The organism is Magnetospirillum fulvum MGU-K5, assembly GCF_000442515.1.
Lineage (GTDB): Bacteria > Pseudomonadota > Alphaproteobacteria > Rhodospirillales > Magnetospirillaceae > Phaeospirillum > Phaeospirillum fulvum_B.
Genome location: NZ_AQPH01000083.1, coordinates 1 through 14,696, shown reverse-complemented (window position 1 = coordinate 14,696; position 14,696 = coordinate 1). Strand labels below are relative to the sequence as shown.

Annotated in this window: 7 protein-coding genes and 1 pseudogene; 2 read left to right on the top strand and 6 right to left on the bottom strand. The window is 61.4% G+C overall.

Going from position 1 to position 14,696, the window contains the following annotated elements:
* Positions 1-131: 131 nt before the first annotated feature.
* On the bottom strand, positions 132-1,811 hold the full coding sequence (locus K678_RS15360) for a methyl-accepting chemotaxis protein (RefSeq protein WP_021133392.1): 1,680 nt from the start codon (positions 1,809-1,811) through the stop codon (positions 132-134).
* Between the two features lie 332 nt (positions 1,812-2,143).
* Between K678_RS15360 and K678_RS15355 the strand changes: the two genes are divergently transcribed.
* Positions 2,144-2,371 carry a hypothetical protein gene (locus K678_RS15355; RefSeq protein ID WP_021133391.1) on the top strand — a complete coding sequence of 76 codons (228 nt, stop codon included), beginning with the start codon at positions 2,144-2,146 and terminating at the stop codon, positions 2,369-2,371.
* Between the two features lie 96 nt (positions 2,372-2,467).
* Positions 2,468-2,692, top strand: coding sequence for a hypothetical protein (locus K678_RS15350; RefSeq protein ID WP_021133390.1), 225 nt, complete (start codon positions 2,468-2,470; stop codon positions 2,690-2,692).
* Here the strand turns inward: K678_RS15350 and K678_RS15345 are convergent.
* The 5 genes and pseudogenes from K678_RS15345 to K678_RS19175 form a co-directional block, all read right to left on the bottom strand.
* Positions 2,689-4,140, bottom strand: a complete 1,452-nt coding sequence (locus K678_RS15345) for a lipopolysaccharide biosynthesis protein (protein WP_021133389.1) — start codon at positions 4,138-4,140, stop codon at positions 2,689-2,691. The genes K678_RS15350 and K678_RS15345 overlap by 4 nt on opposite strands.
* 330 nt (positions 4,141-4,470) lie before the next feature.
* A pseudogene (locus K678_RS18365) lies at positions 4,471-5,158 on the bottom strand (IS5 family transposase); the annotation flags it as partial.
* Between the two features lie 98 nt (positions 5,159-5,256).
* Positions 5,257-6,612 (bottom strand): HlyD family type I secretion periplasmic adaptor subunit, encoded by a 1,356-nt coding sequence (locus tag K678_RS15330; RefSeq protein ID WP_039853463.1) that lies wholly within the window; start codon positions 6,610-6,612, stop codon positions 5,257-5,259.
* Positions 6,609-8,507 carry a peptidase domain-containing ABC transporter gene (locus K678_RS15325; RefSeq protein WP_196802597.1) on the bottom strand — a complete coding sequence of 633 codons (1,899 nt, stop codon included), beginning with the start codon at positions 8,505-8,507 and terminating at the stop codon, positions 6,609-6,611. Before K678_RS15325 ends, K678_RS15330 begins: the two co-directional genes overlap by 4 nt.
* A 472-nt stretch (positions 8,508-8,979) precedes the next feature.
* Complete coding sequence (locus tag K678_RS19175; RefSeq protein ID WP_231376276.1) at positions 8,980-14,682, bottom strand: calcium-binding protein; 5,703 nt, start codon at positions 14,680-14,682, stop codon at positions 8,980-8,982.
* Positions 14,683-14,696: the final 14 nt, after the last annotated feature.

The following is a 14,696-nucleotide window of genomic DNA, read 5'->3' as shown; positions in this document are numbered from 1 at the left end:
ACCGGATCCGCGCGAGCCCCTCATTCGCTGGGCGCGGCCCATCCGGGCCGCTTGGCTCCGCGGCATAAGCCGCGCGGCCCCTTGGACCCAATATACCAAACTGCATGAGGCCTACTTAATGCAGCTTGGTATCAGGCGCGGACGGTGGAGAGGAACGAACTGACCTCGCCATCCAGGCGTTGCGACTGTTCCGCCAGATCATTGGAGGAGGTCAGAACGCTGGTCGAGGTATCGCCGACCTCGGTCACCGCCGAGGCCAACTGGCCAAGATAGCCGGTGACCTGGCGGGTTCCCTCCGACGCCTGCTGGATGTTGCGCGAGATTTCGGCGGTTGCGGCGTGCTGTTCCTCGACGGCGGCGGCGATCGCCGCGCTGATCTCGTTGATCCGGCCGATCGTGCCGCCAATCGAGCGGATCGCGTTGACCGCTTCGGCGGTTGCCGCCTGGACCGCGCCGATCTGGGCTCCGATTTCCTCGGTGGCCTTGGCGGTCTGGTTGGCGAGGTGTTTGACCTCGCCCGCGACGACGGCGAATCCCTTGCCCGCTTCGCCCGCCCGCGCCGCCTCGATCGTCGCGTTCAGGGCTAACAGATTGGTCTGGGCCGCAATGTCGTTGATCAGGCTGACCACATCGCCGATCCGTCCCGCCGCTTCGGCCAGACCCTGGACCAGTTGATCGGACCGTTGGGCCTCGCTGACCCCGGTCGCGATCATCGCCGACGATTGCTGGACCTGTCGGCTGATCTCGTTGATCGAGGCCGATAATTCCTCGGCGGCGGAGGCGACGGTCTGGACGTTGGTCGAAGCCTGTTCCGCCGCTGCGGCGACGCCGGTCGCTTGCGACGCCGTCTGGCGCGCCACGCCGGACATCGATTGCGCGGCACCTTTCATGCTGCGTGCCGAGGCAGTGATGACGTCCGAGACCTGCTTGACGCTGCTTTCGAACGAATCCGCCATCGACAATGCGCGGGAGCGGCGGTCCTGCTCGATCCGTTGTTTGCTTTCTTCCTGCTCCAGCCGCAGAATTTCCGCCTCGTGCGCCGCATCGCGCAAGGTGCGAATCGAATTGGCCAGCAGGCCGATTTCGTCACTGCGTCCGGTTTCGGTGACCTCAGTGTCGTATTTCTGATCGGCCAGCCGGGCGGTAACTTCAGTCAGACGTTTGATCGGCTGGGCGATATGGCGGGCGATCAGCAGCGCCAGTCCGACCGTCACAAGGGTGACGGTGAGGACGATCGCGGCGAAATACAGCGCCTCTTGGAGGAAAATCGCATTGATATCGTCGATGTAAATTCCGGTGCCGATCATCCAGCCCCACGGGGCGAAGCGTTTGGCATAAGATACCTTGTCGAGGGCTTCGGTCCCGCCGGGCTTGGGGAATTGGTAGAACAGTGCGCCCCCGCCCGCCTTGGCCGATTCGAGCATCCGCTCGATGATCTTGGTCCCGTTGGCGTCGGTCAGGCCGATCATGTTTTGCCCCTCGCGCTCAGGCTTGGGCGGCAGCAAAACGCAGATGCCATCGTCCTGATAGACGAAGAAATATTCGGTTTTGTCGAATCGCAGGGTCCGTAACTCATTGCGGACCAGGGCCTTGGCCTGGGCTTCGTCGAACTCTCCTTTCTGGGATCGGTCATACGCGCTCTGGGCAATCCCTTCGGCGGTTTCAACCAGATTGCGAAGCTTGCCGATCCGATCCTCGACCATCACCGCTCGCAGGAACGACAGGGCGAAAACCGAAATGATCGCGAAACCCAAGACGCTGGTCACGACGACGCTCAGCATCTTGCCCGAAATTCCTATTTTCGCCGCCATGCCACCCTCCTGAGACAGTCCTGCCTCAAGATAAGATATATCCTATTGGGTATAATTCAATATCGGAGCCGATCACGCCGATAGTCATGGCCGGGATTGCGGTGGGACGATCCATCCCCGCTCTGGACGGAGCCGAGAAGAGGCGATGTTGTCGGTCAAAGCGTCATTGTAAATATAGTGATGATAAAGCCATGTGCTTCAATCGTGGGTATATGCCGATTCTTGATGGGAGGCGGTCTGTTCTGAGTAGATGAGACACCCGAAAGAGGGCTGGGTGGCGTCTCCATTCCTTTCATGTCGGGTCGCAAATCAGGTCTTTTCAGGAGAGCTTGATGTCGGAACAGACTGAAAAATCCACCATCTCCATTGGCGATCTGTTTGAAAGCGACGGACGGTGCCGGACCTTCTGGACCGTCGAAGCCATCACCAAGGTTCCGCGCCGGGGAACCTTCGTTCGTCTCTCTGAGATCGATGGGCTGGGACGGGTGACGATCCCTGCGATCGAATTAGGAATCCTGTGCGGATTTCGCAGTTCTAAACAGAACTGCGTCAAATCATAACCGCGATGTTGCGGAATCTACCCATCCTTATCTCCGAGGGCGGGTCTGGTTTGATTGTATGTTTCTCTGGAACAGATAGTTCGAAAGAGCAGGGTGATGAATAAATATATGGTCGCAGGGGTGTTGCTTGTCCTGCTGGGGGGTATTGGACTTGCTATCCCGGTGGTCACGCTTCAGCAAACCACGGATGTCGCCAGTATCGGAGATTTGAAGCTGCAAGCGCAGGAGGAGACCTCCCATCCGATTCCTTTCTGGGCCAGCGGTGGTGCGCTGTTTCTGGGGCTTTTGCTGATCGGCGGCGGCCTCTATCGCGGGCGTTAACGGGCCAGCCAGTCGATCGCTCGCCCGGCCGCCGGGGGCAAACTGGAGACGAGGGGGCGCAAGCCGATCAGCAGGCCCATACGGCGGCTGACCAGCAGCAGTATGATGGCTCCGACAGCGCCGCTTAAGGCGGCGAACAGCGGCGGCACACTCGCAGCCAGCCCCGCCAGGGCCAGCGTCGCGAGGGCCAATGCGACGAACGGCCAGGGCGATGGTCCACCTCCGGATGATTTCGCCAGCAGAGTCCAAACCAGCACCATCCCGGTTCCATAGGCGGCGGCGGTGCCCAAAGCCGGGCCGGACAGTCCGATCAGCGGGATCAGGACGGCATCAGCGGCGGCATTGACGGCAACCATCGCCAGGGTGATTGCCGCCATCCGCGAGGCCAGCGTTTCGTTGGCGTAGATGCTGGGTTCGACGGTGGCCATGCCGAGTTGGAATACGGTTCCGGCGGCCAGCAGCATCACCGGGGTTACCGCTCCGGCATAGCTGCCGAGGGGGACCAGACTGCTCAGCGCGGGCAGAAAACCGATCGCCAGAGCCAGCGCCGCCGCGGCCAGGGCACAGACCGCACCGACGCTTTCCATCAGTCTGCGACCGGAATCGCGATCTTGTTCCAGCCGGTGGTCGATCGCGCGCGGGGCGAGCATCGCTGACAGTGGGACCAGCAGGGTCATCGCCATCAGGGTGATGGTGTAGGCCCAGGCGTAAATCCCCACCGCCTCGCTGCCCATCAGGCTGCGCAGGAACCACAAATCCATCCAGGACAGCAAAAAGGCGCTGACCGAGGCCAAGGGCAGCAGACGGGAATAGACCAGCAACTGACGGATTGCCGCCTGAGATGGTCGGAATCCACGCAGCGCTTCACGGGGTAAAGAGTGCCACACCAACGCCATCCCGACGCCATAGCCGATCAGGGTCGCGGCCATCAACACGGCCCAGCCCGAGGCCAGTCCCAGCGCGATCACCGGCAGTGCAGCCAACTGACACGCTCTTTGTGCCAGTGGGGCCCAGCCAAAGCCCGCGTAGCGACCGCTGGCCTGGCCCAGGAAGGTGGCGATATCGGACAGCGAAATCAGCGGCAGCCCCAGCAGCAACAGTGTCCGCAGCAGGTCGGGGTCAAGCTCGGTCCACGCGGCCAGGGGACCGGCCAGGCTCGCCGCCAGGATCAGGGCCGGAACCAGCAGAACGAGATGGAGAATGAGTCGGCTGGCGGCGGCTTCACCCAGGCTACCCTGGGTGACATAGGCTTCGCGGCCAAAACGCAGCAGGGCCTGATTGGGCCAGGACAGCAACAGCGCTGCTCCCACCTGGGTTAGCGACAGAGCCAGATTGAAGCGTCCGTATTCGAGCGGCGTCACCATTGTCGGCAGCAGGGCGATGAACGCGGCGGCCAGAACCATGCTCAGCGTTCGGAGTCCGGCGACCTTGGCGTAAAGACGCAGCATCAGAGATTGATCCTTTGGGGGCGGCGGTATGTCGCCGATCAACGGACAGTCCAATCTGGGCGGGACTCCACACCGGTCCTGTCCTGCGATGATCGGAACTTTATACCGCAACACATAGCCCCCCCCCCCCGATGGCCGCAACAAACGATCGCAGCGGCCCGAGAGAAAAACAACAGTCCAGGCCGGGAAATCATCGGGGTCGGCGGTGCGGCATCCCTCGCGGCGCCCCATAATATGCAACTGCAGTGCTAGGGTTAGGACTCATAATCAGTAACTGAAGGTTGCAGCGATGCAGGCCGCCGCCATGTAGTTTTTGGCGAGTCGGTCCTATCTGGTGGCGATACGGCGGAAGTCCTTGAGTCGGCAAAACATTCTCTCGATGGCGTTACGGTCTCGGTTGAGAACGGGCGAGAAGCAGTTTTTCCAGCGTCGATTGACCTTGGGCGGGATGTTTGGCGCGGCGCCCTTACTCTCGATCTTGCGGCGGACGGCGTTGCTATCGTAGCCCTTGTCGCCGTGCAGAATGTGGGTTTCGGGCATCTGGTCGAGCAGAGCGTCGGCAGCGGTGCAATCCGCCACTTGCCCGCCGGTCAGCAGGAAAGCGATGGGGCGGCAAAAGGCATCGGTCAGAGCATGGATTTTCGTGGTGCGACCGCCCCGCGAGGGACCAATCGCCGGCGTCTGTTCCCCCCTTTTCCGCCTGCGGCGCAGCGATGCGCTTTGACAGCCGAGGAGTCGATCAGCACCTGGGCAGGAGGGCCTCCCGCCGAAGCCAGGGCATGAAAGATGTTCTGCCAGAGCCCTTGTCGCCCCAGCGGACGAAACGGTTATAGAGCGTCTTGCGCGGTCCATAAGCTGAAGGGGCATCGACCCAGCGACATCCTTATTTCAGGACATGGATAATCCCGCTGATGACACGCCGGTCATCTACTCGTGCCTTGCCCCGCGTATCGGTCGGAAGATGCGGGGCAAGCCGCACAAACTGCTCGTCCGTCAGCCAGAAAAGATGATCGTCCATTCAAGGGCTCCTTTCGGAATCCTTGAATCACAAAGCTTCTCCCAAGAAAACATTTTTATGGGTCCTGACCCTAAGGCACTATACGGCGAGCGACCCCGTCACGGTTCGTGAAGCGCCTCGTCGACGGTTTCCGCCAGCGGCCGCAACAGGTAGGACAGAACCGAGCGTCGTCCAATCACGATTTCGACACTGACGGTCATGCCTGGGGTCAGGATGGCGTCCTTGCCGTTCTGCGAGCGCAGCCGGTCATTGCCCAGGGTGATCTGGGCAATGAAATAGGTCCGGCTGGAACTGCCGCTACCGGATGGAGTGGTCTCGTTCGCATCGCGGGTAAATGAATCCGAACTGACGACGCTGACGACCCCCGGCAGGGTGCCGAATTTCTGATAGGGAAAGGTGTCGACTTTGATGCGGGCGACGGTTCCGGCGACGACGAGGCCGATATCCCGGGCGTCGATCCGCGCATCAATCTCCATATGCACGTCGGCAGGCGCGATCACCACCAATTGCTCCGCCTCGCGCACGACCGACGCCGTCGAGCGCTTGGCGACTTCCAACACCACCCCGTCAACCGGCGCGGTCAACACCGCAAGATTTTTGCGATAGCGCGCTTTTTCGACGGATTCACCGATCTCGTCGAGGTCACGGCTAACCGACACCAGTTCCTCGTTCAGTTTCTGCTGCCATTCCCGCAGCATGATTTCTCGTTCGGCTTCCGCCGTGGTCAGGCTGTGGCGAAGCTCCTGGATGCGGTTGATGGCTTGGGACAGGGTAGTTTCGACGTCCAGCCGCTGATCCCGGCTACTCAACATCCGGGCTTTCGATCCGATCTGGCTCTCGAACAGGCTGGTTTGCATTTTTTCGAGATCGGCGACGGTCTTCAGCCGCTCGGTCAGCAACTCGACCGAACGCTTGGTGGTTGTGAGTTCGGCCTTGGTCTTGGCAATCGTCCCTTCCAGAGACCGCTGCTTGGCCGACAGGCTCCGCTGCCGCTCAAGGTATAGCGACGCCTGCGAGGCATCCTCGCTGCCCTGCGGTACGAACGGCCGCACCTCCAATTCTGCCTGAACTCGCCGCTTCTGACTGTTGAGAACCCGCCAGCGAATTTCCGTCTGGGCCAGATCCGAGCCGGTCAGGGTCGGGTCGAGGGTAATCAGCGGCTGGCCCTTGGTAACCCTCTGCCCCTCCCGGACGTGAATCTCGCGGATCACCGAGGTTTCTAGCGGTTGGACCACCACGGTTCGCCGGATATTATTCAACTTCCCCGTGGCGTAAACGATTTCCTCGGTGGTGGCAAGCGCAGCCCATAACACCGCCACCGCCAGCGCGGCGACGCACATATACAATATGGACCGCGCCAGACGGGGCGGCGGACGCTGGGAAATCGCTTCTGCCGGGGACAGGAAATCAATGGCGTCCTCGGGTAGACGGGATGGCGGCGGCGAGGGTATCATGAGAGCCCCCGATTCTGTTGACGCCACAGATGGCGATAGACCTCGCAGCGTTGCAGCAACTCGGCATGAGTGCCGGCGTCGATGATCTTTCCGCGCTCCAGGATCACCAAGGCATCGCAATGCGTGAGGGTGTTCAGCCGGTGTGAAATAATCAGGGTGGTACGCCCGGCGGCGATCCCCGAAAGGTTATCCAGGAAGATCGCCTCGCTATCGGGATCGAGGGCGCTGGTCGCCTCGTCCAGCACCAGGATCGGCGGGCGCAGCAACAGCGCCCGGCTGATCGAGAGGCGCTGTTTCTGCCCGCCCGACAGGTTCTGGCCGCCTTCTTCCAGTTCGGTGTCATAGCCATTTGGCAGCCGTTCGATGAATTCGTCGGCACCGGCCAGTCGCGCCACTGCAACGATCTCTTCCAACCCCGCCGAACGGTTCGTCAGGGCGATGTTGTCGCGCACGCTGCCGCGAAAGATGAACGTATCCTGGGGAACAACGCAGATATTGCGGCGCAGATGGGTCAGGTCGAATTCGCGGATATCGATGCCATCGATGCGAATCACCCCATCTTGAAACGGATAGAGATTCTGCATCAGCTTGGCGACCGTGCTTTTTCCCGAGCCGCTGCGCCCGACCAGACCGACGATCTTGCCTGCTGGAATGCGCAGGCCGACTTGATCAAGGGCCGGAACCCCGCCCGGGGTGTAGCGGAAAGTGACACGGTCGAACTCGATCTGGCCAGCCACCTTAGGCTGCAACCCGCCTCCGTTCGAACGTGGTTCGGACGGGCGGTTCATCACCTGCCCCAGCATTCGGACCGACAGGGCGGTGTCCTGGTAATCCTGGATCAGCGAGGCCAGTTGAACCAGCGGCGAGATCACCCGTCCGGCCAGCATCTGAAAGGCAATCAAGGCTCCGACGCTCAACTGGCCGGAAAAGACGTCAACAGCCCCCACCGACACCACGGCGATCAGCATCGATTTTTCAAAAAAACCGGTCACCGCTCCGGCTCCGGCACCAATCACCGCGACCTTGTTGTGGAGTTCGACCGCCTGGGCCGAGCGCTCCTCCCAGGCCCGTCGCTGCCCGGGTTCCAACGTCAGGCTCTTGATCGATCGCATGCCGTTGACAGTCTCGACCAGCATTGCCTGACGGTTGGCCTCGGCGTTGTAAAGGGCCTGCAACTTAGTCCGGAATGGACCGACAAGGGCTAGTACCACCCCCGAGATCAGAAGCCCGAACCCCAAAACTACCAGGGTTAACTTCCCGCTCAGGTAGCAGAGCAGTGGCAGATACACTAGGAGGGTTGTCATCTCCAGCGCGACGGTCAGCATCCGCCCGGTCAGAAAAGAACGAATCTTTTCTGCCTGCTGCAAATGCCGTACCGTCACCCCGCCCGGCACCATCTCGAAATACGAGATCGGCAGCGACATCAGGTGGGCAAAGATTCGAACCGCCAGCCGGATGTCGATCTTGTTTGTCGCCTGGATCAGAATGTACTGACGCAGATAGGTGAACAGGCTTTCGAACAGCAGGGCAAGAACCACCCCGACGGTCAGGACCACTAGGGTCGACCAGCTTTCGTGGATCAGGACTCGATCGAGAACGACACGCAGAAAAATCGCGGGCGCCAGACCGATGATCTGGATCACCAGTGCCGCGATCATCACGTCGCGCAGAAGCGCCCGGTGACGTAGAATTTCCGGAACGAACCAGCGCAGCCCGAACGGCTGGGTCTGGTCATCCAGGCGATAGCTCCGCTGAATTAGAATTAGACGGCCGGTCCATTGCTCCTCGAAGGCGGCGAGAGGAACCAGTATCACCGCGTCGGTTTTGGCGAGGGGATCGACGACCCCCACCAGCGTTTGGCCGTCCTGCTCCCGCAGACCGACTAAAACCACCATGGCACTGTTTTTGAGCCGGGCCAGAGCTGGAAAAACCTCTTTGTAGTCGCGCAGGCTTGGCGGTTTCGTCTCCTCGAACAGACCCAGGCAAACCGAACGGAGCCGGGGGAGTTTCGCTCCGCCCCGCTGCAACAGCGCCCGCACCGCTCGTCCGCGACCGTCTGAATCCAAATGCCCGGTCACCTTGGCCCGTAAACCGAGGGACCGGGCGATTTCAGCAAGTTGTGAATCGCTGAGGTCAGGTCCTGTCACCACATGTTCATGCTGCAGGGACTCCACCGAGGTATTGACCTGATGGAGCCCCGCGACAATAACCAGACATTTGAGCCCAACGGAACCGGGATCAAGAGAAACATCGTCGGAAATGGAATTCATCTATTGATTTAAGCCGTGCCATCGGGTGTTGGGGTGAGAAGAGCTACACAAAGGCGATGAGCATAGCGCCGCAATGCTCATCGCCTTTGTCGTTCAATCAGCCTTGAATTCCATAGCGGCTGACCACCAGAATATCGCCGGAGGTGATCGAGCGAACGCCGGTGAAGGTGGCGATGGTGGTTGCCGTGCCCTCTCCGGTCCCGTCGGCATCGAACGACAGCACGCCGGAGTTGGTATCGAACAGGAACTGCGCCGCCGAGCCGGAGGCAACAGCCCCGGCCCCGATGACGAGGTGGCTGGCGTCGAGGGAACCCTCGCCGAATTCTCCGAAATTGGCGTTCAGAACCTGGATCTTGTCGGTGCCACTCTGGAAGTCGGTGATGATATCACCACCTTCGCTCTTCGTGTCGTACCGGAACACCGTCACGCCGCTGCCGCCGGTCAACGTGTCGGTGCCTGCGCCGCCCCACAGCGTATTTGTGCCGACGCCGCCGTCGAGGATATCGTTGCCATTCCCACCCTCAAGGACGTTGTTACCGACCCCGCCCGCCAGATGATCGTTGCCGCTGCCGCCAGTGATCGAATCGTCGCCGTTTCCGCCATACAGAAGATTGTTGCCGGTTCCGCTCGAAAGATCGATCGTGTTGGTCTCTCCGTTGAGACCGACAATCAGATTGTTGGCGCCTGCCTCTCCGGTCAGGCCGGTCTGGATCGTGTAATCCTGATATAGATCCATCAGGGTTTCGACTCCCTTGCCGGCATATTGATCGGCGATCGTGATCGATTTTCCGCTGCCAAACGACAGCACCAGATCGGTGTTGTCGCTGCTGCGGCTGATCGAGTCATAGCTCAACGAGACATAGCCGATATCGAGGCTGTCCGCCGAGCCAGCGGCATCGGCGATCACCACCGAACCGAACCGGTTGTTGGCGATCATGTAGCGGTCGTCCCCAGCCCCGCCGAACAGTACAGCGCTGCCGCTGCCGCTGACGGTCAGGGTATTGTTGCCGGCGGTCCCCCCGACGATCACCGCTCCCGACGATCCGCCATCGGTCAGATCGCTGCGCACCGCGTAGTTGATCGAGTTCGCATTGACGTTTTCGATACTTGACAGGGTCGTCCCGGACAGGGACAGAACATCGTCTGAGGTCACCAGGGTGTCGATACCGTTACTGCCGATCACGCTGCCGCCCACGGCCAGATCGGCGGTGTTGACGGTGAAGGTGGTGGCACTGGTGCTTCCCGCCTTCAACACCTCGATGCCGGACAACGTGGTCGCCCTCAGATCGAGGCTGGTACCAGCGGTGACCAGGGTATCGATGCCGGTGGTACCTATCAAGCTGACAACCCCACTTGCCAGATCAGCCTGATCGACAGTGAAGGTGGTCGCAGTGTTGGTTCCGGCCTGGATCACTTCGATTCCCGACAGAGTCGTCGCGGTCAGGTTCAGGCTGGTGCCGTTGATGACCAGGGTATCGGTGCCGTTGTGGCCGATCACGCTGCCACCGGTGGCCAGATCGGCCTGATCGACGGTGAAGGTCGTCGCGGTGGCGGTACCCGCCTTCAAAATCTCGACGCTGCTCAGGACCGTGCCGCTCAAATTGAGCGTGTCACCGGCGGCGAGTAGAGTGTCGAGCCCTATCCCGCCGACGACGGTGCTGCCCGAGGACAGCGTCGTCTCTCCTATCGTAAAGATGGTCGCGGTAGTTGCGGTGCTCTTCACCACTTCGATGCTGGACAGCGTTGTCCCGCTGAGATTGACGCTGGCGGAGGCAACGACCAGGGTATCGATGCCGGTATTGCCCAGGATCGACGTGATCGACTCTGCTTCGTTCTGGCTGAGGGTAAAGGTGGTGCTGGCGGTGCTTCCCGCCTTCAACACCTCAATGCCGGACAGGGTGGTGTTCCTCAGATCGAGGCTGGTGCCGCTGGTGGCCAGGGTATCGGTGCCGTCGTTACCCTTGATCGAGGTGATCGAGGCCAGATTGGCCTGACTGACCGTCAGTTGGGCACCATCGGTCTTGGTGATGCTCACCGTCTCGATGCTGGACAAGGTGGTGCCGCTCAAATCGAGAGTGGCCGATCCGAAGGTGATCTCATCAAGGCCGCCGGTGCCGACCACGCTGCCGCGCGTGACCAGAGCATCCTGGGCCAGGGCGAAGGTGGTGGAGTTGACGCCCGCCTTGATGATTTCGACCGAGGTCAGGGCCACCGAATGCAGGTCGACGATTTGGTCGGTGACCACCAGGGTATCTGCTCCGGCACCGCCGATCACGCTGACGACTCCGGAGTCCAGATCGGCCTGATTGAGGGTGAAGGTGGTTGCCCCGGCCGTTCCGGCCTTCAGCACCTCGATGCCGGACAGCGTCGTCGCGGTCAGGCTGAGGGTGGTGCCATTGATCACCAGGGTATCGACAGTATCGTTATTGCCGACCACGCTGCCGTTTGTCGCCAGATCGGCCTGATCGACGGTGAATGTCGTCGCGGCACTGCTGCCCGCCTTCAGGATCTCGATGCCGGACAGCGTCGTTGTGGTCAAGCTGAGGCTGTCCTCGGCGGCGATCAGGGTGTCGGTCTGACCGGTGCCAATCACGTTGCCGCCGGTGGCGAGATCGGCCTGATCGACGGTAATGGTCGTCGCGAGATTGGTCCCGGCCTGGATCACCTCGATGCTAGACAGCGTTGTCGCGTGCAGATCAATCGCGGCCGATTTTACCCAGAGGGTATCGATACCGCTGTTGCCGACCACGCTGCCGTTGGTCGCCAGATCGGCCTGATCGACCTTGAACAAGGTCGCCGATGCGCTGCTGGCCTTGATCGTCTCGATACTGGATACCGTCGTGGCGGTCAGATCCAGGCTGTTGCCCGCAACTACCAGGGTATCAGAACCACGCGCACCGATGATGGTGGTCTGGCCGCTCAGGTTGCTCTGGGCCACCGTGAGGGTGGTCGGAGCCGCGGTCCCGGCCCGGATCACCTCGATCCCCGACAAGGTCGTCCGACTGAGGTCGAGGCTGTTGCCGACCGCCACCACCGTGTCGATCGCGGCGGTGCCGATCACCGACCCCCCGGCGCTCAGCACCGACTGGGTCAGCAGGAACGAGGTCGCGGCCGTGGTGCCGGCCTGGATCACTTCGATGCCGGACAGGGTCGTCCCGCTCAGATCGACGCTACCCGACATCACCGTCAGGGTATCGGTCCCAGTTGAACCGATCACCGTCTGGGTGCCCGACAAGGTCGACTGCCCCACGGTGAAGTTAGTCGCCCCGGCGGCTTTCAGGATTTCGATCCCCGACAGTGTGACCGTACTGAGATCGAGGCTGCCGCCCGACGCCACAAGGGTGTCGATGCCGTTGCCGCCGACCACGCTGTTGACCCCGGTCAGCGCGCTCTGGGCCAGGGTGAGGGTATTAGCGGCATTGCTGGTCAGTTTGATGACCTCAATCCCTGACAACGTCGTCCCCCCCAGGCCAAGCGCGGTCCCGTTGAGAGCCAGGGTATCGGTGCCGATGTTGCCGATCACCGATCCCCCAGTCGCCAGATCGGTACTGTCGACGGTGAAGGTGGTATCGCCCGTGGTGCCTGCCGCCAGGATCTCGATGCCGCTCAGTGTGATGGCGCTGAGGTCGAGGCTGGTGCCATTGATCACCAGGGCGTCGGCGCTGTTGCCGGTACCGATTACGCTGCTGCCCGCGATCAGGTCGGCGGTATCGACGATAAAGGTCGTCGTGGCGGCACTCCCAGCTTTCAGCACCTCGATGCCAGACAGGGTCGTGTTCCGCAGGTCGAGGCTGGCACCGCTAATCGCCAGGGTGTCTCTTCCGGCCCCGCCGATCACGCTACCGCCGCTGACCAGATCGTCCTGATCGACGGTAACGATCGTCGCGACAGCGGTTCCCGCCTTCAAGATTTCGACGCTGGACAGCTTGGTTGCACTCAGGTCGAGGCTGGCACCGTTGATCGCCAGGGTGTCTCTTCCTGCTCCGCCGACCACGCTGCCGCCGGTTGCCAGATCGCCTTGATCGACAGTAAAGGTGGTATCGCCCGAGGTGCCCGCCTTCAGCACTTCGATGCTAGACAGCGTCGTCGCGGTCAGGCTGAGGCTGCCGCCGTTGATAACTATGGTATCGACGCCGCCACTGCCGACCACGCTGCCATTCGCCGCTAGATCGACCTGATCAACCGTGAAGGTCGTCGCGATGGAGCCTGCTTTCAAAATCTCGACACTGGACAGCGTCGTCGCGCTCAAATCTAGCGTGGCCCCGGCGGTCGTCAGGGTATCGACGCCGCCACTGCCGACCACGCTGCCATTTTCCGCTAGATCACCCTGATCGACGGTGAAGGTCGTTGCGGCGGAGCCTGCTTTCAAAATCTCGACACTGGACAGTGTCGTCGTGCTCAGATCGAGCGTGGTCCCGGAGGTCGCCAGGGTATCGATCCCGGTATTGCCGACTACGCTGACAACCCCATTCGCCAGATCAGTTTGATCGACGGTGAAGGTCGTCGCGGTAGCAGTACCCGCCTTCAGCACCTCAATGCTGGACAACGTCGTCGCGATCAGGCTGAGGCTAGTGCCACTAATCACCAAGGTATCGGTGCCGTCATTCCCAACCACGCTGCCATTCGCCGCCAGATCGGCCTGATTGACGGTGAAGGTGGTGTCGATCGAGGTACCCGCCTTCAGCACCTCGATGCCGGACAACGTCGTCGTGGTCAGGCTGAGGGTCGGCCCGGCGGCGATCAGGGTGTCGATGCTGTTGTTGCCGATCACGCTGACCAAGCCCGAGACCTCGGCGTCAGTCAGGGTGACGTTGTTCGCGCTGGTCGCGCCGACCTTCAGAACCTCAAGGCTGCTGAAGGTCATCTTGCTTAAATCGGCATTGGGGCTGTTCATTACCAGGGTATCGACACCGGTCGACCCAAGGATGCTGGCGTAATCAGATAGATTGTTGCGATTGGCGATGAATGTCGTCGCGGAGGTGTAGCCCTTCAGCACATCCACCGGCGTGGTCTCGCGGGTGATGTCGAGGGTTGCTCCGGTGGCAGTCTTCTCGACAGACTGAACCAGGATATCACTCTGGCTCAGGTTATGGCCGGTGGTGGTGGCGATCGTCCGCGTATTGGATCCGTTGATATATTTCAGCACTGAACCATCAATTTCGAGATAGGCGTGAGTCGTTCCGGATCCTGCCCCCCACAGATCGCTGGTGACCAGCCCCCATTCCGTGCCGGAAATCTGGATTTTGTCGCCGCTGGAAAAGTCGACGATGGTATCTCCGGCATTCCCGATATCGTCGAGGTGCGAGTAGATGACGGTGGTGGCACCGATTGCGGTGGTGATGGTCTGATCGCCGGTGCCGCTGACCAGTTTGGCGTCCCCGGACACGGCACTTGCATCGATGTTTTCGATTCCCGACACGGTGGTGTTGCTCAGATTGACCGTCGTGCCGGTCAGCACCAGGGTATCGGAGCCGCTGCTGCCGATCACGCTGCCGTTCGCGGCGAGGTCGGCCTGAGCAACGGTCAGGGTCGTGTCTTCGGTGCTGCCGGCCTTCAGAACCTCGATCGAAGACAAGGTTGTGGCGGTCAGATCGAGGCTCGTCCCCGCCGCGACCAAGGTATCGGTGCCCCCGGTGCCGACCACGCTGCCGCCGGTGACCAGATCGGCCTGATCGACGGTGAAGGTCGTCGCGGTGGCGGTACCCGCCTTCAGCACCTCGATGCCGGACAAAGCGGTTTCGCTCAGATTGAGGCTGGTGCCAGCGGTAACCAGGGTATCGGTGCCCCCAGTGCCGACCACGCTGCCGCCGGTGG